Origin of the sequence: Planococcus halocryophilus, from assembly GCF_022489025.1 — a bacterium.
Lineage (GTDB): Bacteria > Bacillota > Bacilli > Bacillales_A > Planococcaceae > Planococcus > Planococcus halocryophilus_A.
In genome coordinates this window covers 22415-46097 of the sequence record NZ_JAKVTG010000007.1, presented here as the reverse complement: position 1 = coordinate 46097, position 23683 = coordinate 22415, and the positions used below count along the sequence as shown (strand labels likewise).

Sequence of the window (23683 nt, the reverse complement as noted above, 5' to 3'; positions counted from 1 at the left end):
TCCTTTAGTTAAAATTCATTAGCCCAGATATCCGGCTTTTTTCAAATAATCGATGATAATCTGTACTGATTCGTCTATAGTCTGCTTATCAGTTTCAATGGTAATGTCCGGATTTCTCGGTTCTTCATATGGGGCATCGATCCCGGTAAACCCTTTGATTTCACCAGCTCTTGCTTTTTTATAAAGACCTTTTGGATCTCGATTTTCGCACGTCTCTACGCCGCATTTTACATATACTTCGATAAATTCATCTTTTTCAAGTAATGCACGAACTTGAGCACGGTCTTCCTGATACGGTGAGATAAAAGCGGTCAAAGTCAAAACACCTGCATCCGTCATCAACTTGCCTACTTCACCGATTCGACGAATATTTTCAGTACGATCTTGTTGGCTGAACCCTAAGTTTTTGTTTAATCCATGACGGACATTGTCACCATCGAGCAAATAGGTGCGTATTCCGAGCGCATGAATTTCTTTTTCAAGGCTGACAGAAACTGTCGATTTTCCCGATCCCGATAATCCGGTAAACCAGAGCACCCCGCTTTTGTGATTATTTAATTTTTGTCGATTTTCTTTTGTGACAGTCGATTCATGCCAAACAATATTGGTTGCTTTGCTCATCTTTTTCTCCTCCTAAAACCAGTAATAGTAAACAATTGTGATGGTTACCGTCATCACCAACATGCTCAGTGGCGTCCCAACTTTGACGTAGTCCATAAACTTGTAGCCTCCCGGTCCATAAACGATTAAGTTGGTTTGGTAGCCGATAGGTGTAATAAAGCTAGCAGAAGCGGCAATGGTGATAATAACCGCAAAACCCATTGGATCTAGTTGCAGATAGCTAGCCATTTCGATGCCAATTGGAATCATTAAGACTGCTGCAGCACTATTGGTGATCAACTCTGTAAAAACGCTAGTCAATAAGTAAATCAAAATCAAAATTGCCAACAGGCCGAATGGTTGTCCGACAGCCAATAAGCCATCTGCCATCCACTGAGCTAAACCCGTTTTTGTCATAGCTGCTCCGACGCCGAATGCACTAGCAATCAGCAGCAACACGTTAAACTGCACATCATTCTTTGCATCTTCCATAGAAATTGATTTGGTTACTAGCAATAGAAGTACTGCTAACGCCATCGCTTTGAACATCGTCAACCACCCTGTAATGACACAGACAATCGCGGTCACTAACACCAGTAAGGAAAACCAACCGACTAAACGGCTTTCCTGCAAAGATTTTGGTGTTTTCATAGAGGAAACCACATAAAAATCATTGGATTGCTGGTATTTCTCGACAAAGTCCGCTCCAGCAAGCAACAACAACGTATCACCTGGCCGTAAGATAATATCTCCGACTTTGCTTTTAATGCGTTCATTATTGCGATGCACCGCCATAACGCCTGCATCAAAACGTGAGCGAAATTGAGCTTGTTTAATGGTTTTCGACAACAGTGTTGATTCATGTGAAACAACTGCTTCTGCAAGCTGCGTATTGCCATTTTTCAAATCACCCAATTGCAAATCGGTGCCGGTTTTTAACTTCAAGCCTTTTCTTTTTTGCAGTTCAGTAATCGTGGAAATAAGTCCTGTAAAAATCAAGCGATCTCCGGCTTGAATGACGGTTTTCGAACTAACCGAGGAAATCCGTGTCTGGCCACGAATAATTTCGATCAAGTACACCCCTTTCAACTCTCGCAGTCTAGCTTGTTCTACTGTTTGATTGATCTGTGGGAATATTTCCTCGACCATCATTTCAGCAATGTAGTTTCGTGAATCTTCTATAACTTGTTTACTGAATCCCTTATTTTCAGGTAACAGCATATTGCCAACCGTGAATAAATAAATCAATCCCACAATGGTGATGGGAATTCCGACAATGGCCAATTCGAACAGTGAAAATCCTTTAAGACCATAATCGATCAACATGCCGTGAACGACTAAATTAGTAGAAGTTCCCATCAATGTGATGGTGCCACCTAAAATAGTTACATACGATAAAGGAATCAATACTTTAGAAGGGGCAATGTTGCGTTCTTCAGCCCATTTTTTCAATAATGGTGTCAACGTCACTACAATGGGCGTATTATTCAAAAAAGCAGAAATCAAAGGCAACGGAAGAAAAATGCGAAACAAGGAACCCTTCAAGCTTTTTCCTTTATTCAGCCAACTGATCATCATCTGATCGATTAGGCCATGCTTTTGCACAGTACCGACTACGATAAACAACAAGGCAATCGTCAACATTCCTGGATTTGAAAACCCGCGCAATGCTTCTTCTGTCGTTAAAATTCCAGATAGCAGCAAGACCACCAATGCCGAAAACACAATCATATCCGGGCGAGCAATTTCAAAAAGTAACGCACTGACCATGGCGACAATGACAATAAGCACAAAAATCATTTGGACTGACATAGGCAACCACCCTCTAATTAGTTACTAACTACGGTCTCCCGCAAGCCTTTGATCAGCACATCGGCTACTTCCGGACGGGAAAATTGCTTCGGTGGCTTTTCTCCGTTGCGAAGCAATTCACGAACTTTCGTCCCACTTAAATGAACATGGTGTTCTGCATCATGGGGGCAAGTTTTGGCTGTCGCCATATTTTCACAAGCATTGCAGTAAAAAGAATGTTCGAATTTAAAAATTTGAATACCCAATTCATCTTCAAATTGACTGATAAATTCCTGTGCTTCGTATGTGCCATAATAATCACCGACCCCTGCATGATCACGTCCGACAATAAAGTGCGTACATCCGTAATTCTTCCGGACAATGGCATGCAGAATGGCTTCTTTCGGTCCGGCATAACGCATAGCCGCAGGATAAATGGCTAAACGTGCTCGGTCTTGCGGATAATAATGCTTCAAAATGACTTGATAACTTTCCATCCGCACAGCGGCGGATATATCATCTGATTTGGTTTCACCAACTAGTGGATTTAGCAGCAATCCATCAACTACTTCCAATGCGGCTTTCTGAATATATTCATGCGCACGATGCACCGGGTTACGTGTTTGAAAACCAACAATTGTTTTCCAGCCAAGGTCTTTGAACAACTGTCGCGTTTCAAGAGGGTCTAGATGAAACTCTGCGAATTCGCTGTGATCTGGGCGGTTCAACAATATAATCGGACCTGCCAAGTAAATCTTTCCGCGTGTAAATAATTTCTCTACACCTGCATGCGCTTTTTCTGTAGTACCGTAAATTTTTTCAGCTTCTAATACTTTGTCATAACTGTACTTTTCGGTTAACTCGAGCGTGCCATAAATAATTCCATCTTCGCCTTTTAAGGCTATGTTATCGCCGATTTGATAGCGGTCCGCTTCTTTTTCTGTAACGGACAGCGTTATCGGTACGCTCCAAACCGTGCCATTGCTTAGACGTGATGTTTGTAAAACACTGCTGTAATCTTTTTGCCCAAGAAAGCCAGTCAATGGGCTGAAGCCACCAATACCGATCAACTCTAAATCTGAGATAGCCCAATCCGAAATTGATATTGAAGAAAGAGATGCTGCTTTTTTCAACGCCTGTTCCCTTGCAGTGCCGACTAGCTGTCTATTTACCAAATCTCCACCGTGTGCTTTACTTGTCATGATATTACCTCCAATGTTAGTTTTTCTACGTGTTAGTTCTTGAAAAAGCGCTCTGAGACCAAACTATCCAGACATTCAGGCAAAAAGAAAAGGACCTCTTTAACAAGAAGAAGGTCCTAAAAAGCCAAACAATCTTCTTATCTTCTAGGCTAAAACAAGCCTATTGGAGTTAGCACCGTTTCCTTTAAGGAGGGTTGCTGAGACATCACAGGGCCAATCCCTCCGTCTCTCTTGATAAGAACGTCTATTCAATTGTTAGCGCAAATTGTCTGAAATGTTTGATTTCACAAAGTATATATTATACTATTCCGAGTGTCAAACTATGTTTTAAAAGTTTTTATTTTTATATTCGCAAAAAATCAGTCACGAACAGCAAGGTTATGCGAATAATGCCGGACTGTAGTGCTCCAATTTTTTTAAAAAATCAGCCAATTATTTATTTTTATAACTATTCTTAGAATTAATTTGCTAGTATTAAATGCATAAAGGAGGCGGAGAAGATGACGACAATTCCCATCATGATTGATATAAAAAACAAAGAAGTGGTCGTTATTGGAGGCGGACATATAGCAACACGTAGACTTGAACGTCTGGTTGATCAAGAGGCAAGATTGACCGTCATTAGCCCAACTGCGACTGCTGAAATAAGCCGATGGGCAGATCAAGAACTAGTCACTTGGAAGCCGAGAAATTTTGAGTATCAAGATGTAGAAAAAGCTTTTATGCTGATTGTTGCAACGAATGATCCCGTTAGTAATGCAGCTGCACGAAAAGCGGCTCCCCTAAATTGCTTAGTGAACGCTGTTGCTGAAGCTGAGTTCGGCAATATTCATTTTCCCGCTCATTTCACAAGAGGAAAATTGAGTATTGCCGTGTCAACGAATGGGGCAAGCCCCATGCTCGCAAAAAAAATTAACCAAGAATTGTCTAATCAATTCGATGACCGCTATGACCAATACCTCGAATTTCTTTTTGCTGCCCGGCTGCTCGTAAAAAAAGCCAGGATTTCTAGTCCTGACAAAAAAGCTTATTTGCGCACATTTTTAGATGAATCCTTTTTACAGAACGCTATTCAGCAGCAAACACTTCGTGAATTACAGCTGCTTGTAGACAAGACGAAACAAAATATAGACTAACAGGAAGCCTTCATGAATGACTAATATCTTTTAGTTTCATTATTTAGCTGCCTCTCCATAAACATCTGCTTGTGTGTGAAAGCCATCTTTAATAACAGTGTCTTGCAGGTTGTCGATTGTTACCGGAATCGGTGCTAACAGGATCGATGGCACATCGACTTTACCGTTGTTGACAACTCTAGCCGTCGTAATGGTGTCGCCTTTGGCCATTCTGACAGCTAAAGACGCTGCTTGTTCGGTCAAAGTCTGAATCGGTTTGTAAACTGTCATCGTTTGTGTTTTGCCAACAATCCGCTGTACTGCAGCAAGTTCGGCATCTTGTCCGGCCACCGGAATTTTCCCTGCTAAGCCCTGTGCTGCTAATGCCTGAATAACGCCCCCAGCCGTTGCATCGTTCGCAGCAATAACAGCATCAATTTGGTTGTTGTTTGCAGCAAGAGCCTCTGTCATATTAAGAAAGGCCTTTTCTGGTGACCAGTCCTCTGTCCATTGATCATAGACGACTTTAATGTCGCCTTGGTCAATAGCTGGTTGAAGCACATTGAAAACCCCTTTTTTAATCAAGTGAACATTGTTGTCGGTCGTGGCACCTCCAATATAGACATAGTTTCCTTTTGGCACCAGCTCCAAAATCGCTTCTGCCTGCAATTCGCCAACACGTTCATTATCAAATGATACATACAAGTCAATCGACGCATTTTTTACTAAACGATCATACGCAATAACTTTGATGCCTGCGCTATGGGCTTTGTGAACAATTGCTGCTGTTGCCTCAGCATTGTGCGGCACAATAACCAGCAGGTCAATGCCTTGCTGGATCAAGGTCTCAGCCTGCGTAATCTGGAGTGCGTCATCGCCATTAGCTGCCACAATTTCCACTTCCGCACCTAATGCTTCTACTGCCTCTTTAAATAATGCTTGATCCTTCAACCAACGCTCTTCTTTTAACGTATCCATGGAAAAACCGATTTTGACTGTGTCGTCGTTAGCTGCTACGACTGTTTTTTCAGGATTTTTTTTTACAGCCTGTTCTGCAGGTGTACAAGCGCCAACGAATAAGCTGATGAATAAAAGCACCATAAGTCTCCAGCGATTTTTTTTAGTCATCGCGTTGTTTCTTCCTTTCCATGTAATAGCGTTTTTCGGTATTCCTTTGGAGAAACATCATTCATTTTCTTAAAAACTTTGCTGAAATAATTAGGTTCGTGATAGCCGATTTCAAATGAGATTTCCTTTAAACTTTTCTGTGGATCGCCTAATAGTTTTTTTGCTTTGTCAATTCGGCACGACGTCAGGAAATCAATGTAATTAATCCCCAGTTTTTCTTTGAACATTTTGCTGAGGTAAATGGGGCTTAGTTCTACTCTCTGCGCTAGCGCATCTAAGGAAAGATCTTGATGCGAATGTTCCATAATGTATTGTTTGAGTTGGTGGATTTTATCCACTTCTAAGCGATCGTAATGTTCCATGTAAACATGCTTTAGCCGTTCAACAACTTGCCGTGTTTCACTGTATAATTGTCGATGATCTTTTGCTTGAAACGTGTAATAAGAAATGGAGGCATCAATGCCCACTTCACCCATGATCCGTGCCGTAATCCATAAAAATTCAAGTATTCGTTGCTGGGTCCACAGGATATTGGCCCCTTCATGCTCGAAGCGGCGGATCAAGTCCATCACGAGCTGATCAATCGCATCCCATTGTCCCAAACGAATAAAATCAAAAAGCTTTTTCTCCTGCTTCTTAACAAAAGCAGCGTCTCCGGCTTTTTCAAGTATTGGAACATCGGATGAAAACCGATACCTAGATGGCAATGACAAGTCCATCGTAGCAATAAGCGATTTTTGATAGGAGTTTCGTATGTCTTCTAAGGATGTACATACTGGCCCCACCCCGATAAACCAGCCCGGCTGTTGACTTGTTGAAATGGTCAAAATGGCTTTAACCAAGGAAATGGCTTGTGAACGAAATGATTTTTTCTTGTCTCGGAACACGATAATCGGTAATTGGTGGCCATATAAGGCACCAATCCACGCGTTCTCAGTCGAACGAATGCACTCTTTTAGCCGGGGGTACAAAACTTCAAATCCTTCTGGCACGATGATAGTCATGACAAATTTCTCATCAGTCGCTGGAATCTCTAACATATCCACCAACAGTTCAATATGGACATCATGTACATGATCAAATAGCAATTGCGTAACAACATCTGTTTCAACAATAGCTAATGCTTTTTGAAAATCGGCTTGTTGTTGATTTTGTGTTGCTGAAACTTGCTCTTTTTGTTGTTGCTGTGCCAGAAGCTTGCCAACAATTGCGACGATTTCACTTGCTTTGCTCGGCTTCAACAAATAATCTTTAACCCCCAATTTAATCGCCTGGCGAGCATAGTCGAAAGTGTCAAAAGCCGTGACCATAACAAATTGAATATCTCGGTTGTTGTGCTGAATTTGCTCAATCGCCTCTAGCCCTGTCATTCCAGGCATCTTGATATCCATGAAGATCCAGTCCGGTTTCCAGCTTTCCGTCAATTCAATCGCCATTTTCCCATTTTTCGCCTGCTTGATATCAAATTCATGATAGGCGTGCTGTAAAATAGCCTGCATGCCATCTCGCTCAATCGGCTCATCATCTACTATCAATAATTTAATCATGGTTAGCCGTCCCCCTGATTTTCGGTAGTTTCAAGATAATCTTAGTCCCTTGACCGATTTCACTTTCAATGGTCACCACATCTTCTTTCCCATAAAAGAGCTGCAGTCTTTTTACAACATTGGTAAACCCGATACCGGTCGAGTGGCCTTCAGCTGGTATGATTGCCCCGTCAAGTAACTGCAACCTTTTCTCCTGGCTCATACCTTTGCCGTTGTCTTCAATTTCTATCCACACTTCTGCATTTACATCTTTAATGCGAAACCAAATATGGCCGCCATCTTCTTCTGGTTCGATTGCATGAATCACTGCATTTTCAATCAGTGGCTGCAGTGTCAGTCCTGGTATTTGCAAATTCATACAAGCAGCATCCAGTTCCGTAAAAAACTGCAGTCGGTCACTAAATCGGGCTTTTTGAATTTCCATGTATTGACGCAAGACAAATGCTTCTTCTGATAAAGTTACGGCACGATCCATTCGTTTTAAGTTATAACGCAGCAAACTAGCCACACTGACGATCAAGTCACTGGTTTCTTCAGCACCATCCAAGTATGCTTTTTTGGATAATGTGTTCAAAGTGTTGAATAGAAAATGGGGATTTATTTGACTTTGCAAATTGAGTAACTGGCTCTGCTGGAGCAATAATTTGCTGTCTTGCAGCTCGCTTTCCAATTGGGCTTTTTGCTGAATTTCCACAATCATTGCATTGATATTGCCTCGCATATGGTCAAAAGTTTCGGCCAAAAACGAAATTTCGTCATTGGTGTCTACATGAATGGCCTGATCAAATCGACCTTTGGCCAATTCATTTGCAGCTTTTGTCAATTGATGAATCGGTTTCGTAATGCTCATTGAAAAAAAATAGGTGAACAATATAAGTGCCGCTGTAATTAACAACAATAACCAGACGCCTAGCTTTTTCAATTCTGCAGATTGGTCAATAATTTCTCTGTAAAACCGTTCGTATGTTTTTAGTTCTGTATCAATAATCGTTAACGTCATTTCTGATATATACATGGAAATTCTAGTGGCTTCAGTAAATTCTTTCAAAGATGCCTCTGTGGCTTCTTGTTCTTGAAAGCGAATTGAACGATCTACGGTTTCTACAAAACTACTAATGAGGTGGCTGTAATTGGTTAATACAAATTCATTTTCTACATTCCGTAATTCATAGACCGTGGACTGGACTATAAGGAGCTGTTCTCTGCTGTTTTCAAGTTGACTATGCGTATCTTGAGACGGCATCAACAAATAATTATTCAAATCAGTCACCATTTGCTGGCTATCGCTGGTAACTTCATTCATCTGCAAGTACCTTTGCAGAATGTCATTGTATTGGGTCTGCATTTTTTGGTTGTAAAAAGTCAGCGTCAGCCAGATGGCAATCATCATTGCCAGTACCACGAGTGCCAGCATCCAGATTTTTTTCTGAATTGTATTCATGGTTGCGCTACCGCTCCTTTCACAATCCGAATATCGGTAATATATCCATCAGAGTCCAGTGGCACTACTTCATTTCGTAACCATTGCATCATGAGCTCCACGCTTTTCTCCCCCATTAGTTCAGGAGACTGTTGAATCATGGCATCCAATTTTCCCTGCTCTAGAAGCGAAGCCGTCTCGGCTCCATCATCAAATGAATAAAGGTGATATGGCTCGAGCTCTGCACGTCGGCTGATTTCTTTCATCATGGGTCCGACATGATTAGCATTCAAGGCAATAAATGCCTGCACACCTGGGTTTTGATTAAGTGCATGTTGAGTGGCTGTAATAATATCTTCATCCGATTTTCCGCTTTCCACGTATACGGTTGAGATTTCGTCGTGCTTCGCCAAACTTTCGGTGACGCCTTGCAGTCGCTGCTGCTGGCTGTATTCTTGCTCGATGTCACCCATTAATACTGTCTGTCCTCCTGCTGGCATGTCCCTAATCAATTGCTCCGCCAACATTTTACCTGCTTGGTAATGATCCGACCCCACGAAGGTTTTTCGTAAACTTTCTTCAACTGGTACGTCATTGGCTACGGTAATTACAGGAATGCCATAAAACGCAGCTTTTTCCCTCGTCAGTTGCTTGAATTCTTCGGTATCCAAACCTTGGACAATTACTCCATCCACTTTGGAATGAAGTGCGATTTCAATTTGTTTTAAAAAATCTTCACGGTTGTTGCCATAACTTCCCCACACAGCCAAATTCACTTGCTCATGCGCTGCTTGTGTCATAGCACCTGTACCAACTTTGTTCCAAAAAGGAGTTTCCAGTTCTTGTGTAATTAATACTAGACGGTAGCTTTCTTCATCTGCAGGAATCGCGGCGGGCAATTGCCAATCGGAACGAAAAGCTCCCTCTGCCGACCATAGAGTGAAAAAACCAAGGACCACACAAAGAGAACAAAGAACCACAATTACTTTTTTTCTCACAGCATTTTACTCCTTTTCGGGTAGCGAACTCTTCCCATCTTACCACTTGGCTGAAAATTCACAATACTAGCTCTAATGAACAAAAAGCACCTCCTGTTAGGAGATGCCATCAGTTTTTCTATCCGTTAAAAATTGGCTCAAGCACGCTGTCTACGGGTCATGACATCGAAAATAACTGCCACAGCCAAGACACCTCCACGAATCATGTATTGGTAGGAAATCCCTGTACCTAAAAGGTTCATACCACTTGATAAAGAAGCCATTACAACAGCTCCGATAATGGCGCCTGTGACACGTCCTACTCCACCTGCTGCTGAAACACCGCCAACATAAGCCGCCGCAATGGCGTCAAGTTCGAACAACGTTCCGGCTGTGGTGGTTGCCGATTGCAAACGGGACGTAAACAACAAGCCCGACAAAGCGGCAAGCATGCCCATAGACCCAAAAACGATATAAGTAATTCGCTTCACATTAATCCCACTCAAATGAGCCGCTTCAGGATTGCTTCCCACTGCATAAATATTACGTCCTAAAACAGTTTTTGTGGTCAAAAAATGATAAATAACAACTACCATCAACATGATGACCATAGTCCATGAAAATCCGTTGTATCCGGCCAAAATCCAAGTAATGTAGGCAATAACCGCTGAAACTAGCACCAGTTTCATCAGGAAAACGCCACTCGACATCACATCAAAGCCGTAAATCATTTTGTTTTTACGCGTAGAAATTTCACTGTAAACATACAGGATAATCGCAGCAACACCCACCAATAAAGATAAAAGATGAAGTCCATTAACCAGCATCAGTGAAGGAATAAATCCGTTGCCGATTGCATTAAATTGATCGTTATTGATGATGATAGTTCCAGTGTCTTCAGTCACATTCAGCAATGCTCCCCGGAAAATGAGCATGCCGGCAAGCGTCGCTACAAAAGAAGGAATGCCCAACTGAGCAATTAGAAATCCATTGAAACACCCAACTAGAATGCCGAGTAACAGAATGACTGGAATGGTAATCCACATTGAAAAGCCAAGCTGTGTCATAAAGATTGCTGCAACGGCGCCTAAAAAGCCGGCAACAAAGCCAACCGATAAATCGATGTGACGAATGACGATGACTAAGGTCATCCCCACAGCCAGCACGGCAATATAGCCTGCCGAGTCTAACAAATTGCTAATATTCCGTGAAGAAATGAACAGCCCATCTGTTCGGATAGTAAATGTCAGCATGATAACGATCAATGCGATGTACATACCGTAATCGCGGATATTTGCTTTTACGATGGATTTAGCTTCCGTAAAAAGATTCATTGTTACTGCCTCCTATTGGGTCGCGAGCTCCATAATGGTCTCTTGAGTCGTTTCTTCGATTGCCAGTTCACCTTTTATCGCACCTTCAGCCATTACATAAACCCGGTCACTCATGCCCATAATTTCCCCAAGCTCTGATGAAATCATAATAATGCTGAGCCCTTCTTTGATCAATGCATTCATAATGGTGTAGATTTCAAATTTTGCGCCTACATCAATACCTCTTGTGGGTTCATCCAAAATCAAAATTTTTGGTCCAGTAAACAGCCATTTGCCGAGGGACACTTTTTGTTGATTGCCACCGCTCAATTTGCCAACAACTTGTTCGAGCGAACTCGCTTTAATATTGAGAGATTTTTTATAATCTGTGCCGACTTTTACTTCTTCGTTCAAATTTAAGATGCCTTTTTTGGAAATGCCTTTCATATGAGCCGCTGAGACATTACTTTTGATGTCTTGTATCAAAAACAAACCATCGCCTTTGCGATCTTCTGTAACGTAAGCGATTCCTGCTTTGATAGCGTCACTGGTATGCTTGAAGCTTTTCTTTTCTCCGTGTACTTCCAGTTCACCTTGCAGCTTGTAGTTTTTAGGATTACCGAATATGCTAAGCGCAAGCTCCGTCCGACCCGAGCCCATCAAGCCTGCGATGCCGATAATTTCACCTTTTTTCACTTCCAAGTTGACATTTTTTGCGACTTTCCGTCCAAGTTGTACATCATATGCCGACCAATCTGTCAGCTTGAGCACCGTTTCTCCGACTTTTTTGTCTAGCCGTTTTGGGTAAATATCCTCGATTTCACGGCCAACCATGTTTTTGATGATAATGCTTTCCGTAATCTCGCCTTTTTTCGCATCCAACGTGCAAATTGTTTTGCCGTCTCTCAGCACCGTTGCTTTGTCCGCAATGGAAATGACTTCTTTCAATTTATGCGAAATCATGATGCAACTAATGCCTTGATTCTTTAATTCTTTCAATAACTCCAATAAGTTCTCGCTGTCGTTTTCGTTTAAGGCAGCAGTCGGTTCATCGAGAATCAGTAGTTTGACATCTTTACTAAGTGCTTTAGCGATTTCGACGAGCTGTTGTTTGCCAATCCCCAAATCTTTGATCAAAGTTTCAGGCGTGACGTTTAGTTTCACTTTTTTCAGCATTCGAGTTGCTTGGACAATGGTTTCATTCCAATCAACAAACGGACCTTTTGTAATTTCATTGCCGGCAAAAATGTTTTCATAAACCGTTAAATCTGGAAACAAGGCAAGCTCCTGATAAATAATCCCGATTCCAACCTTTACGCTGTCATTGATTTCGTTGAATTGCTGAACCTCATCCTCAAAAATGATATCGCCTTGATAGGTTCCAAACGGATAAACACCACTCAGCACTTTCATCAAAGTTGATTTTCCTGCTCCATTTTCACCAATCAGGCAGTGGATTTCTCCTTTTTCCACTTTGATGTTCACATCGGAAAGTGCCTTAACGCCCGGAAATTCTTTTGTGATGCTGTTCATTTCCAAAATATAGCCGCTCATGCCTTTGCCTGCCTCCTCGCTTTAAATACAAGTGAAACGGAAGAACAGTGATAGAAACTCCATCACTATTTTTCCGCTTCGCTGTGTCTGCTACTCTAATCCTGTAAATTCACTTGCTTCGTAATATCCAGAATCGACTAGCTCTGCTTTAACATTTTCCTGATCCACAACAATGACAGGTGTCTGTTTTGCTTTTACTTCCACTGATCCATTGTCATAAGTTCCAGTCGTTTCAGGAGTGTTACCATCTAATACTTCAATCGCCATTCCCATTGCATCTGTTACCAATGAACGCACATCTTTGAACACTGTCATAGATTGTTTTTCATCGATAATGTACTGAATTGATGCTTTTTCAGCATCTTGACCAGTGATCAAGTAGCTAGATACTGCGCTATCTGAAGCAAATACGTCTGCGATTGAACGCGCTGTGCCATCATTTGGTGCAAGAACCGCTACATCGCCTTTCATGTCATCTCCAACAGACGTCAAGTGTGTCTGTGCTTTGTTCTTAGATTCGTTTGGATCCCAGTTAGTCGTTACTTGACCAATGATTTTGCTCAACTGCTCACGTGATAAGTCGCCAGAATCTTTTAATGCTTCTGCCTCACTAGAGTTGGCTACTTTAAACGTACCATCCGCAATTTTTGGCTGAAGTACTTTCCATGCGCCTTCGAAGAACAAGAATGCATTGTTATCGGAAGAAGCCCCTGCGTATAAATAAAGTGGAATGTCTTGGCCTTGTACGTTATCGACTAAATACTGCGCCTGTGCTGCACCCACCGCTAAACTATCAAATGTTACATAATAATCTACTGCGTCTGTATCTGTGATCAAACGGTCATAAGCAATAATCGTCACGCCTTCTTTTTTTGCCGCTTCTACAGCTGCTGCTGCTGCTGGTCCATCATGGGGTGTGATGATCAATACTTTAATGCCTTTGTTCAACAAGGATTCAACATTTTCTTTTTCTTTTGCTGAAGATCCTTGGCTAAATAGAATTTCTGTTGAATAATCAGAGTCTGCCAACGCATCTTTAAAGCGCTGCTCATCTTGAACCCATCTCGGTTCGTCTTTCGTAGGTAAGACAATTCCTACATCAACTGAAGACGATGATGATCCTCCCTCACTGTCATCGCTGCAACCTGCAGTCACTAGTGCAAATACCATAAGCATAACTAAAAACAGTACACCCTTTAAATTCTTTCTCATTATCTATCCCTCTCCCTTTGAGTAAAATAAGTACACCTTTAGTATAATTTCAGCAATACATAATGAAAGCGCTATCACTAGCACTCTTTTAATATCACCTGTACTTTTTTAACTTATCAGTGAATTCAACAAAAAAAAGCACATCTACCGATCGATGCTGCTGACCGGTAGATGTGCTTTTTTTATTTTCGGTACTTAATCGCCAACCCTTTAAGGAAATTCCGCGCGTAGCGATCGCCGCATTCCTTGTAATTTTTATGGCCAACTTTTCTAAGCAATGCCCCAAGTTCACCTTTGGTTACGGTAACTCCAGCCAAATCCCAAATTTCTAACATATCTTCACTAGTTAGCTGCAAAGCGATTTTCACTTTCTTCAGCAACAAGTTATTAGAACGCTCATTGGTCAATGAAGGAACTTCTGGTTGTCCAGGTTTAGGTTCTTGACGACCTCTTTTAAAAATGATGAAGCCATTTAAAAATGATTCAAAAAGAAAATCTTCTGCCTTAATATAATCCTCGTGATCTTCATGATCAACCCAAATACTGTCGTCATCTTCTTCATCACTTTCAGGAGTTTTCGTCAATACTTTCAATACTTCTTCTTTACTTAAATCAATGCCACCCAATTTGAAAATGTCGACCATATCTTTATTTTTTATATCCAACGCATAGCGCAATCGGATCAATAAATCATTATTGTCCATCTAAATTCCTCCTGTTGCTTTCAATTTTCATTGTTATCTACATTAAATCCTGTTCTAATAATAGCATATATCCTCATGTGCATCAGTCTCTTGAAGACAAGTAAAAAAGACAGTCTCAAACGACTGTCTCTTGTTTTTCTCTATTTTTTATTATTTTTAAACGTTCTAGGTTTTTCTTCAAATCTTTGATAATCTTTAATGACTCTTTATCATCTATCGATTCCTCATAGAAAAAATCCAAATCTCGTTCTATATCTGCTAATCGTTCATTGTAATGCTTAAGCTTCTCAGCAAGAATTAACTGTTTCGCTTCTTCTATACTCTTCATTTCATTCTACCTCCGTTTTGACAATGCAAAACTAACAAAATACCTGTTCCCTCTTTTACTAATTTCTAAACTTTGGTTAAGCAATACATTTCATGAATTTTTGGACTTTCTAAATCGTCAACTAAGTTTACAATTTTAACCATGTGTGTTATAGTAGTAATAGATGAGTTACATTTGAGGAGGAAAAAAGATGTTCGCCATTGGAGATCATATCATTTATTCCACCCACGGCCTGTGTAAAATTAACGACATTTACGACATGACTGTTTCGGATGTCACTAAGCAATATTACCAATTGCAGCCTTTGGAGAATACGTTAGTTACGATTAGCACCCCAGTCGACAACGACAAGGTTGTGATGCTAAAGCTCCTTCAAAAAGAAGAAGCACTCGAAATTATTGAAGTCTTTAAACAACCTGAAGAAGAAGCCGAGGTTTCACAAAACCCTAAAGCACAACCTAAGAAAATCCAGTCAGGTGATCGCATGCAAATTGCAGGTGTTATCAACGGATTATTGCGTAAGAAGTTTGATACTCAAATTCAAAAAGAGTCTTTATATGAACACGACTATAACCTTTTAAACAATACACAAATCATTCTTTTTAAAGAACTCGCACATGCACTGGACACGAGTTTTGAAGAAATCAATAAAATGATTAACGACTTGATCACGGATGAACAAGCGCAATCAATTAGTTAATCCTCTATTTTCAAAAAACGTTCCACCTTCTCAAGTTGTTGAGAAGGTGGAACGTTTTTTTAGGTGATTACTAGATTCCCCAATCAGCTTTTAAAACATCTTTTAAGATTTTCAACTGATCTGCACCAATTTTATCAGCGATTTGTCTTTCTAGCTGCTTCTTCAATACTTCATGTTTTTCATAACAAACTTCACCTATAGCTGTTAATCGAATGCATTTGTCTTTTTTATTGTTCTCCACATTCTGTACTTCTACTAACCCTTTAGCAGCCAAATTTTTAACAAACTTGTGAGTTGCTTGACGAGTAATATCTAAGTTCTTTGTGACGGATGCAATTGTGGGTTGTTGTTTGTAGATGTGAGCCATTATAGTCCACTCGGAATTCGAGATTTGGATTTCACTTTCTTTATCCCAAGCCTGCTCTGCAATTCTTCGTGCCGCTATATGACGTTCGCTCAATAAATCAATCAAATTCAAATTTTGCAACTCCACGCTTGGTGTCAAACGGTTCACTCCTATCATCTGCTTCGCCATTTAATATAACGATTCCCTTATGTGAAGTCAATTAGTAAAAATACTTACGTGTTGTGGAGTCATAGTTCTACTTAAAAAGCCATCACCAATTTTATTAATTGGTGATGGCTTTCAAAAAAACTAACTTCACGCATTTGTTTCGACTGAACTCTCCGCTTCATTTAACGCTTCAAATCCATCTAATAACGCACGTACTTGATCTGTTGTTTCGGTATACATCAATTGATTTCTCAATTCGCCCACACCACGCACACCGCGCACGTAAATTTTAAAGAAACGACGAAGCGGTTTAAATGCAATCGGTTCGATGTCGGTAGAGTATTTGTCATGCAAATCTAAATGCAATCTCAACAAATCAAACAATTCTTTCGGGCTGTGCTCGGTCGGCTCTTCTTCAAAAGCAAATGGATTATGGAAAATTCCGCGTCCAATCATGACGCCATCGATGCCGTATTTTTCAGCGAGTTCTAATCCAACTTGGCGATCTGGAATATCTCCATTGATCGTCAGAAGTGTATTCGGTGCTATTTCATCACGAAGTTTTTTGATCTCCGGAATGAGTTCCCAATGCGCAGGCACTGCACTCATTTCTTTTTTCGTCCGCAAATGGATCGACAAGTTCGCAATGTCTTGTTCAAAGACATGTGTTAGCCAGCCTTTCCATTCTTCTAAATCCGTGTAGCCCAGTCGTGTTTTCACACTAACCGGTAAACCACCTGCTTTAGCCGCTTGGATAATTTCTGCTGCATTATCAGGATAGCGAATCAACCCGCTCCCTTTTCCTTTAGCTGCAACATTCGGTACTGGACAACCCATATTGATGTCGACGCCTTTATAACCTTGCTTAGCCATGCCGATACTCATTTCTCGGAAATGCTCAGGCTTGTTGCCCCATATATGAGCGACCATTGGCTGTTCGTCTTCTGTAAACGTCAAACGTCCGCGCACACTAAAAATCCCTTCCGGATGACAATAACTTTCGGTATTCGTAAACTCAGTAAAAAACACATCAGGTCTTGCGGCTTCAGCCACTACATGGCGAAACACTACATTCGTCACATCTTCCATTGGCGCTAAAACAAAGAACGGTCGTGGTAAATCACGCCAGAAATTCTCTTTCATATTCAAATTCCAATCCTTTCATGATGAGATGACAACTCTTCTATCACTCATAACTCTTGTTGTATCTATGCGAAAAATCCATAACGAGTAAATGTAATTGTAGGCTTGTCTCTTTTTCTTAACCTTATACAGTTTACACGAATCATGTGTTTGTGGAAAGAGACCTGCTTTAAACAATTGCTTCTATAGACAAAATTGATCTATCTAAAAAACGTCAACTCTAAGTAAATGAGTTGACGTTTTTCAGACTGGCAGCTAACCTGATCCACCTACTTGTAGAGTTATGTAGCATCTTGCAATTCAAAAAACTTATACGTGTTTTTCCCCGAAGCTTTTGCCTGGTTTAGGGCATAGTCCGCATTTTTAAGAAGCGTCTTTAAATTTACCGTGTGATTGTTGGGATACATAGCAATACCAATACTGGTGGACAGTTGATAGTTGGCCTCCCATGTCGTTAAGCTACCTAGTACTTGTTCCGCCAATTGACTCATTTCCTCTATGCAAGAGACGCGGGAAAAGTGGATAACGAATTCGTCTCCTCCCAACCTGAATGCCAAAGCATCCGGATGCTCACTAACAAAATTTTGAAGTCTCAACGCAACTTCTTCCAACACCATATCACCCGCGTCATGACCATGGACATCATTTACTTTCTTAAATCCATCCAAGTCCAAAAAGAATATCCACCCTTCCGTTTCTTGATGGTCTTCAAAAAACTTAGAAAGGTAGTGTCTATTATATAAGTTCGTCAATGAATCCCTATAAGCTATGCGCTCCAAATCCAAATAATAAGAAAACATCCTAACAATTCGCTGCAACAATTTAATGCTCTTGTTATCAAAATGGTTTTCTTCATCATTTACAGCACACAATGTACCAAATCTATCTCCATTCACAAAGGAAATCGGAATACCTAAATAAGATTTGATATTGGCTTTTTCGAGCCCATTTTTCAAATCATGTAAACTGCTTTCCTCCATAACACGCTCATAGATCAAAGGCTGTTTCTTTTCAAAATCAACATCTCTGCAAAGAGAGTCATTGAGGCTTAACATCATCCCTTCAGTTGCGACAATAGTTTTGGTCTCATTTGAAATCTTCAGAATAAGCTGCTGCGTTCCACTAATCGAACTTATGTAAATCAATTGGTCAGGCAAGATTTCTTTCGCGAGATCTAGCACATCACTAGCCAATTCATCAAAATTTTTATACGTCTCTAATTCTTGAAACATTGTTACCATATAGCACCTCGATTATTATTATCTTCAACTTTTATACTTTCATCAAATATTAGATAAATTCATCACGCTTGTATTTGCTTCTCTTTATTCTCAACACCAAATTTTACTGTATCCCCTAAAGTTTAACATATGCATCAATCATTTTCTCTTTCACCTATATAAGCATAACTTTTTGGTCCATTCCACTCTTCCTGTACAATGAAGTTATTAGAGAGAGGAGATTGATTGAATATGACGACTTACCAAGATAACATAGCAGGTTTTGAAAAAATTGATTCTACAAAAGCACTAGAATTGCTTAAAGGTGATTCTGAAGCCGTTCTTTACATAGGTAAAGAGGTTTGTCCTTTTTGTAAAACGTTCGTAAAAAATCTAAAACAAGTGGCTGATGAAACAGCTACTCATGTTTACTACGTAAACAGTGTAGAATCAGATGATATGACGGGCATCACTTCACTACGTAACGAATTTAACATTCCAACGGTTCCTGGTTTCATTTATACAAATGGCAATACAGTAAATGTGGAATGTGATTCTTCTATGGATAAAGAAGAAATCAAAGCATTTATGAATAAATAAGTTTTCATGGAAATTGAAAGACCGCTGATCTGGGATCAGCGGTCTTTTTCGTCTTCTAATTAATAACTGACCCAGCTCAAGCCAGTCGTACCATCTCCTGCATGTACACCAACGCAAACACTAAGAGCCGCCACTTCTACTTTTAAACTCGGAAATTCTTGCAATAACTCATTTTGCCATGCTTCTGAGTCCGGAATATTGTTGCAATGAATAACAGCCACTTCTGGTACAGCACCAGCTGCCATATCTGCGCGCAATAGAGACATCACATGATCTTTTGCACGTTTGTTTGTACGCACTTTTTCGGTCATTACCGGTTTACCATCTACAAAACTAATCACAACTTTAATGTTTAACAAATTACTTAAAAACGTTTGGGTTCCAGAAACACGCCCGCTTTTGTGCAATTGGTTTAAGCTAGATGGAATGAACGACAACTTCGATTTCCCTGTCATTTCCGTAATTGTCGCGACAACTTCTTCTATTGTTTTGCCGTTCTCTAAAAGTTCATTGCCTACTTCAATCATTTTAACCATTGGAAAAGAACCGATTTTCGAATCAATTGGATAGACATTGAAGTTAGTCATTTCAGAAGCCGCTTGTGCCGTTTCAAATGTCCCTGACAATCCACTTGATAAGTGGACAGCAATTGCAAAATCATAGTCTTCTTTTTCTAGTCTTTCATATAGAGCCAACATTTCTCCAATCGCCGGTTGCGATGTTTTCGGTGAAACTTTCGCTAGTTTTAATTTATTGTAAAATTCTTCTTGTGTCAGGTCGATCGATTCTCTATATTCTCCATCTGAAAAAACAACACTAAGTGGCAGAACATAGACATCATGTTTTTGGATAAAATTATCGTCAAGTTGCGCAGCTGTATCCGTAATCCAAGCTATTTTCTTCATAAAAAAATTCTCCTCTAGGTGCAATTTTCACATCGGAATCAGCTATCTCCTAACGATAACTTACATGACAAATCTATGCGGTACTAGTGACAATTGTCATATTAAGTTGAAATATTGAAAGCGGTGCCATATTTTGAACATATATCGCTTTTCCCACTAAAAAAAGCCAGCATACTCACGTTGAGCTGCTGGCTGTGTTGTAATTGTTTTATTCTTTGTTGCAAAAATTCATTTCTATTTATATGTCTTTTAATGGGTTTGTCCCGGTTGCTCTACTCTTCGATTTAGCGCTTTTGCCAAACTGATCTTCAAACATGATTTTTGCAGCTTTTGGTGCTGCCCAAAACGTAGGCAGTAACAATAGCGAAACCGGAATGGCGGTAACGACGATAAACGATTGTATCGCTTGAATGCCACCTTCGCTAATCATTAACAGCACAATTGCTACAGCACCCATAATAATTGACCAAAAAACACGCATAATTTTTGGCGGATGACCATCGCCTGTGATGGCAACCGAAATGGTATACGCCATCGAGTCGGCTGTTGTGACAACAAATAAAATAGTGACGAGTAAGAACAGTGGAGCTATAACTGAACTAAGTGGCAATTGTTGTGTAATGGCAACCATCGCAGCTGGCATACCCGATGTGTTTAATGCATCTGATACAATCCCGGGCTGAGCAAGTTCGTAAAACATCCCTGTTCCGCCAACAACCGTAAACCAAAATGCCGTAACAGTTGGCGCGATAATAGAAACAGCAAAAATCAACTCACGAATCGTGCGTCCACGTGTAATAGTAGCAATGAAAATTGCCATCATAGGTCCATATCCAAGGAACCAGCCCCAGAAAAAGACGGTCCAATAACCCAACCAATCAGAATCCCCGCGGAACGTACTCATTGCTAGAAATTCCTGAAGGTGAACTCCAGTTGCTGCAAGAAACGTATCAAAGATAAATCCGCCTGGCCCTAATACTAAAATGGCTACCATTAAAACGAGCGTAATAATGATGTTCAAATTACTTAGAAATTGTATTCCTTTACGCAAACCTGTAATAGCTGAAATTGTTGCAATCGCTACTACTGCGATGATAATCGACACTTGCGTAAACAAGTTATTCGGCACTCCGAACAATGCTTCCATCCCGTACGCGGCTTGCAAGCCTAGAAAACCAATAGGTCCGATTGTTCCAGCTGCGACCGCAATCACAGCAGATGCATCGATGATCGTACCCAACACACTGTTTTTCATGATTTTTTCACCAAGCAACGGGTATAGTAACGTACGCGGTTTTAGCGGCATGCCTTTTTGATAATGAGCATACATTAAAACGATCGTTCCAAGCGTCCCAAGAATTGACCATGCAAGAAAGCCCCAATGTAAATAAGACTGGGCAAAAGCAGGAACAATGGCACTCTCAGTACCCGACTCTACACCTGAACCCGTAAAATTAGGGGATACATCAAGAAAATGGAACATCGGTTCAGCGGCTGCCCAAAATACGCCTCCCGCTGCTAGTAAGGTTGTCATAATCATAGCAATCCATTTAAAATACCCAACTTCCGGCTTGTCCATCGCACCTAGCCGAACTTTGCCGTATTTTGAAAATCCTAGAAAAAGTGCAATGAAAAATGTTCCCAATAACAATACTTGCCAAAATGCCCCGAAATACTTCACGGCAAAAGCAAATGATTGATTCACACTATTCGACACAAACTCTACATTGATAAATGCTGCAAGTACAAAAGCGACAAGTAACCCACCACTGATGAACAGTACGGGCCAATCTGTCTTTGATTCATATTTCTTCAAAAAATAAAACCTCCTATTAGTAGCATGCGCATAAACGCATACTTTAAAAAAGTGAAGAAATTTCTCCACGATGATGATTTCAATCTCAATAGCTGCTCCGTGTGACAGCGTGCTCTGCACATCTACTTCTAAACAGTATGTTCAATTGTCTTTACCTTTTCTGTTGCAAAAGAGAAGCACGATACTCAAAAGCTTTTTGGCAATAAGTATGTAATTGTATAGGAGTTACACACAATTTGCCAACCCTTTCGACTCACTGATTATGAATTGAAGAATTTGAGTCAGTGCACATCCATTTTCCGGAAAATCATTCATCCAAATGCCCAACACAACACAGCTATTATAGAGATTTTATACAAACAACAAAATTGAGCTCTAACCAAATAACCTCTATCATTAAGAACTATCAAATCTGATTTTCACCTTAAAGATTTGCAACTCCAACAAAGGATGCTGATACATTAATGGTTCATTCAGAAACGCTAAATAACACACAATCATTCGATTTTAAAAAGAACATTCCCCTTTTAGCTGTATTGCTATCAGGTGCTTTTATCACCATTCTCAATCAAACACTTATTTCTACCGCTTTACCACCGATCATGAACGATCTCAAAATTAGCGAAAGTACGGTTCAATGGCTACAATCTATTTTTATGCTCGTCAATGGGATTATGATTCCAATCACAGCATTTTTAATCGGAAAGTTTTCAACACGTAGTTTATTCCTAACGGCAATGAGCATGTTTGCAGCCGGTACATTGCTCGCTGCTGTTTCTCCTAACTTCACCTTCTTATTAGGAGGACGTGTGCTGCAAGGTGCGGGGGCTGGTATTATGATGCCACTCTTACAAACCATTTTGTTTTTAGTTTTCCCTGTTTCCCAACGCGGAAAAGCGATGGGCATGTTTGGTCTAATCATCGCCTTTGCGCCTGCAATCGGACCGAGTTTATCGGGTTATTTAGTAGACAACTATCCGTGGCGCAGTGTCTTTTATGTTGTTTTTCCAATTGCAATTGTTATTATCATCTCAGCGTATTTTTTACTAAAAAACGTAACCGAACAAACCAATCCAAAAATGGACTTTTTATCAATCGCTCTTTCAACACTTGGATTTGGGGGACTTCTTTACGGCTTTAGTATCGCAGGTAATGTAGGTTGGCTCAGCCCGAACGTACTCATTTCATTAGTGATTGGTGCAGTGACACTTTTCTGGTTTATTACAAGACAGTTAAAACTAAAAGAACCCATTCTCGAATTTCGTGTTTTTAAATACAGTATTTTCTCGATCGCCACAGCACTCGGGATGATTGTATTTTCTTCCATGATTGCCACAACTGTGATTTTGCCTTTATTCATGCAAAATCTCCTTGGATTTAACGCTTTCCATTCTGGACTTATGTTATTGCCAGGGGCGATTATTATGGGGATTATGAACCCAGTGTCGGGTGCATTATTTGATAAATACGGAGCCAAGTGGCTGTTACGTCTTGGCTTTGCTATTTTGACAGTCACAACGTTTTTCTTTGCAAATCTTTCGCAAGACACAACGTTTCTATATCTAGCTGTGTTGAACGCAATTCGAATGGGCGGTATCGCTATGGTCATGATGCCATCGACCACGCTTGGGTTAAATCAGCTACCAGATCATCTCATTTCTCACGGTACGGCGATGAATAATACATTCCGCCAAATTTCGGGTGCTATCGGAACAGCGGTACTTGTGACGATTACCGTTACAGCTGCAAGTGGCAGTTCAATAGCCGGCGCAATACAAGGCGTAAATGTGGCCTTTATCGTAGCTGGATTTGTCGCAGCCATCGGATTCCTCATATCATTTGCTATTAAAAGTCCAAAGCCCGTCACGAAGAAAAACTAAAGTCACATAAAAAC

21 protein-coding genes and 1 riboswitch are annotated in these 23683 nt (G+C 40.5%); of the genes, 4 read left to right on the top strand and 17 right to left on the bottom strand.

The window, feature by feature from the left end:
- Window positions 1-18 precede the first annotated feature (18 nt).
- The 3 genes from cysC to sat are packed head-to-tail and all read right to left on the bottom strand — an operon-like array spanning window position 19 to window position 3593.
- Window positions 19-621 carry an adenylyl-sulfate kinase gene (cysC, locus tag MLE13_RS10025; RefSeq protein ID WP_240749575.1) on the bottom strand — a complete coding sequence of 201 codons (603 nt, stop codon included), beginning with the start codon at window positions 619-621 and terminating at the stop codon, window positions 19-21.
- 12 nt (window positions 622-633) lie between these two features.
- Window positions 634-2412, bottom strand: a complete 1779-nt coding sequence (locus MLE13_RS10020) for an SLC13 family permease (RefSeq protein ID WP_240749574.1) — start codon at window positions 2410-2412, stop codon at window positions 634-636.
- Window positions 2413-2429: 17 nt separating this feature from the next.
- On the bottom strand, window positions 2430-3593 hold the full coding sequence (gene sat / locus MLE13_RS10015) for a sulfate adenylyltransferase (protein WP_240749573.1): 1164 nt from the start codon (window positions 3591-3593) through the stop codon (window positions 2430-2432).
- A gap of 134 nt (window positions 3594-3727) precedes the next feature.
- Window positions 3728-3834: riboswitch (SAM riboswitch) on the bottom strand.
- A 259-nt stretch (window positions 3835-4093) separates the two neighbouring features.
- Here sat and MLE13_RS10010 point away from each other — a divergent pair.
- Window positions 4094-4729: an NAD(P)-binding protein gene (locus tag MLE13_RS10010; protein WP_240749572.1), complete on the top strand. Its 636-nt coding sequence runs from the start codon at window positions 4094-4096 to the stop codon at window positions 4727-4729.
- Window positions 4730-4768: 39 nt separating this feature from the next.
- On the opposite strand, the gene xylF is transcribed toward MLE13_RS10010, so the two are convergent.
- From xylF to MLE13_RS09965, 9 genes are all read right to left on the bottom strand, one after another.
- The gene (gene xylF, locus MLE13_RS10005; protein ID WP_240749571.1) at window positions 4769-5836 is read right to left on the bottom strand and encodes a D-xylose ABC transporter substrate-binding protein; all 1068 of its coding nucleotides are present in this window, start codon (window positions 5834-5836) and stop codon (window positions 4769-4771) included.
- Window positions 5833-7383 (bottom strand): response regulator, encoded by a 1551-nt coding sequence (locus MLE13_RS10000; protein WP_240749570.1) that lies wholly within the window; start codon window positions 7381-7383, stop codon window positions 5833-5835. Before MLE13_RS10000 ends, xylF begins: the two co-directional genes overlap by 4 nt.
- The gene (locus MLE13_RS09995; RefSeq protein ID WP_240749569.1) at window positions 7376-8824 is read right to left on the bottom strand and encodes a sensor histidine kinase; all 1449 of its coding nucleotides are present in this window, start codon (window positions 8822-8824) and stop codon (window positions 7376-7378) included. Before MLE13_RS09995 ends, MLE13_RS10000 begins: the two co-directional genes overlap by 8 nt.
- Window positions 8821-9801, bottom strand: a complete 981-nt coding sequence (locus MLE13_RS09990; protein ID WP_240749568.1) for a sugar ABC transporter substrate-binding protein — start codon at window positions 9799-9801, stop codon at window positions 8821-8823. Before MLE13_RS09990 ends, MLE13_RS09995 begins: the two co-directional genes overlap by 4 nt.
- A gap of 137 nt (window positions 9802-9938) precedes the next feature.
- Window positions 9939-11114, bottom strand: coding sequence for a sugar ABC transporter permease (locus MLE13_RS09985; RefSeq protein WP_240749567.1), 1176 nt, complete (start codon window positions 11112-11114; stop codon window positions 9939-9941).
- 12 nt (window positions 11115-11126) lie between these two features.
- A complete protein-coding gene (locus MLE13_RS09980) occupies window positions 11127-12647 on the bottom strand; it encodes a sugar ABC transporter ATP-binding protein (RefSeq protein WP_240749566.1) in 1521 nt (506 codons plus the stop codon).
- A gap of 90 nt (window positions 12648-12737) precedes the next feature.
- Entirely contained in the window at window positions 12738-13859 is a 1122-nt protein-coding gene (locus tag MLE13_RS09975; protein ID WP_240749565.1) for a sugar ABC transporter substrate-binding protein, read from the bottom strand.
- A gap of 182 nt (window positions 13860-14041) precedes the next feature.
- The gene (locus MLE13_RS09970) at window positions 14042-14563 is read right to left on the bottom strand and encodes a DUF1456 family protein (RefSeq protein ID WP_240749564.1); all 522 of its coding nucleotides are present in this window, start codon (window positions 14561-14563) and stop codon (window positions 14042-14044) included.
- 115 nt (window positions 14564-14678) lie between these two features.
- On the bottom strand, window positions 14679-14891 hold the full coding sequence (locus MLE13_RS09965) for a hypothetical protein (protein WP_240749563.1): 213 nt from the start codon (window positions 14889-14891) through the stop codon (window positions 14679-14681).
- A gap of 190 nt (window positions 14892-15081) precedes the next feature.
- Here MLE13_RS09965 and MLE13_RS09960 point away from each other — a divergent pair, with 190 nt between their 5' ends.
- Window positions 15082-15591 (top strand): CarD family transcriptional regulator, encoded by a 510-nt coding sequence (locus tag MLE13_RS09960; protein ID WP_240749562.1) that lies wholly within the window; start codon window positions 15082-15084, stop codon window positions 15589-15591.
- Window positions 15592-15661: 70 nt separating this feature from the next.
- On the opposite strand, the gene MLE13_RS09955 is transcribed toward MLE13_RS09960, so the two are convergent.
- The 3 genes from MLE13_RS09955 to MLE13_RS09945 all read right to left on the bottom strand — a co-directional run bounded on the left by MLE13_RS09955 (window position 15662) and on the right by MLE13_RS09945 (window position 18489).
- On the bottom strand, window positions 15662-16096 hold the full coding sequence (locus tag MLE13_RS09955; RefSeq protein WP_240749561.1) for a MarR family winged helix-turn-helix transcriptional regulator: 435 nt from the start codon (window positions 16094-16096) through the stop codon (window positions 15662-15664).
- A gap of 156 nt (window positions 16097-16252) precedes the next feature.
- A complete protein-coding gene (locus MLE13_RS09950) occupies window positions 16253-17248 on the bottom strand; it encodes a tRNA dihydrouridine synthase (protein ID WP_240749560.1) in 996 nt (331 codons plus the stop codon).
- 281 nt (window positions 17249-17529) lie between these two features.
- Window positions 17530-18489: a sensor domain-containing diguanylate cyclase gene (locus MLE13_RS09945; protein ID WP_240749559.1), complete on the bottom strand. Its 960-nt coding sequence runs from the start codon at window positions 18487-18489 to the stop codon at window positions 17530-17532.
- A gap of 231 nt (window positions 18490-18720) precedes the next feature.
- On the opposite strand from MLE13_RS09945, the gene MLE13_RS09940 reads away from it, so the two are divergent.
- Window positions 18721-19068 (top strand): thiol reductase thioredoxin, encoded by a 348-nt coding sequence (locus MLE13_RS09940; RefSeq protein ID WP_240749558.1) that lies wholly within the window; start codon window positions 18721-18723, stop codon window positions 19066-19068.
- A gap of 59 nt (window positions 19069-19127) precedes the next feature.
- On the opposite strand, the gene MLE13_RS09935 is transcribed toward MLE13_RS09940, so the two are convergent.
- Together MLE13_RS09935 and MLE13_RS09930 are read right to left on the bottom strand one after the other, a co-directional pair.
- Window positions 19128-19973 carry a DegV family protein gene (locus tag MLE13_RS09935; RefSeq protein ID WP_240749557.1) on the bottom strand — a complete coding sequence of 282 codons (846 nt, stop codon included), beginning with the start codon at window positions 19971-19973 and terminating at the stop codon, window positions 19128-19130.
- A gap of 238 nt (window positions 19974-20211) precedes the next feature.
- A complete protein-coding gene (locus MLE13_RS09930; protein WP_240749556.1) occupies window positions 20212-21789 on the bottom strand; it encodes a BCCT family transporter in 1578 nt (525 codons plus the stop codon).
- Between the two features lie 464 nt (window positions 21790-22253).
- On the opposite strand from MLE13_RS09930, the gene MLE13_RS09925 reads away from it, so the two are divergent.
- Window positions 22254-23669, top strand: a complete 1416-nt coding sequence (locus MLE13_RS09925) for a DHA2 family efflux MFS transporter permease subunit (protein WP_240749555.1) — start codon at window positions 22254-22256, stop codon at window positions 23667-23669.
- Window positions 23670-23683: the final 14 nt, after the last annotated feature.

Coding starts and splice junctions, on each gene's coding strand:
- cysC (WP_240749575.1), bottom strand. CDS start 621: ATGAGCAAAGCAACCAATATTGTTTGGCATGAATCGACTGTCACAAAA.
- MLE13_RS10020 (WP_240749574.1), bottom strand. CDS start 2,412: ATGTCAGTCCAAATGATTTTTGTGCTTATTGTCATTGTCGCCATGGTC.
- sat (WP_240749573.1), bottom strand. CDS start 3,593: ATGACAAGTAAAGCACACGGTGGAGATTTGGTAAATAGACAGCTAGTC.
- MLE13_RS10010 (WP_240749572.1), top strand. CDS start 4,094: ATGACGACAATTCCCATCATGATTGATATAAAAAACAAAGAAGTGGTC.
- xylF (WP_240749571.1), bottom strand. CDS start 5,836: ATGACTAAAAAAAATCGCTGGAGACTTATGGTGCTTTTATTCATCAGC.
- MLE13_RS10000 (WP_240749570.1), bottom strand. CDS start 7,383: ATGATTAAATTATTGATAGTAGATGATGAGCCGATTGAGCGAGATGGC.
- MLE13_RS09995 (WP_240749569.1), bottom strand. CDS start 8,824: ATGAATACAATTCAGAAAAAAATCTGGATGCTGGCACTCGTGGTACTG.
- MLE13_RS09985 (WP_240749567.1), bottom strand. CDS start 11,114: ATGAATCTTTTTACGGAAGCTAAATCCATCGTAAAAGCAAATATCCGC.
- MLE13_RS09980 (WP_240749566.1), bottom strand. CDS start 12,647: ATGAGCGGCTATATTTTGGAAATGAACAGCATCACAAAAGAATTTCCG.
- MLE13_RS09975 (WP_240749565.1), bottom strand. CDS start 13,859: ATGAGAAAGAATTTAAAGGGTGTACTGTTTTTAGTTATGCTTATGGTA.
- MLE13_RS09970 (WP_240749564.1), bottom strand. CDS start 14,563: ATGGACAATAATGATTTATTGATCCGATTGCGCTATGCGTTGGATATA.
- MLE13_RS09965 (WP_240749563.1), bottom strand. CDS start 14,891: ATGAAGAGTATAGAAGAAGCGAAACAGTTAATTCTTGCTGAGAAGCTT.
- MLE13_RS09960 (WP_240749562.1), top strand. CDS start 15,082: ATGTTCGCCATTGGAGATCATATCATTTATTCCACCCACGGCCTGTGT.
- MLE13_RS09950 (WP_240749560.1), bottom strand. CDS start 17,248: ATGAAAGAGAATTTCTGGCGTGATTTACCACGACCGTTCTTTGTTTTA.
- MLE13_RS09945 (WP_240749559.1), bottom strand. CDS start 18,489: ATGGTAACAATGTTTCAAGAATTAGAGACGTATAAAAATTTTGATGAA.
- MLE13_RS09940 (WP_240749558.1), top strand. CDS start 18,721: ATGACGACTTACCAAGATAACATAGCAGGTTTTGAAAAAATTGATTCT.
- MLE13_RS09935 (WP_240749557.1), bottom strand. CDS start 19,973: ATGAAGAAAATAGCTTGGATTACGGATACAGCTGCGCAACTTGACGAT.
- MLE13_RS09925 (WP_240749555.1), top strand. CDS start 22,254: ATGGTTCATTCAGAAACGCTAAATAACACACAATCATTCGATTTTAAA.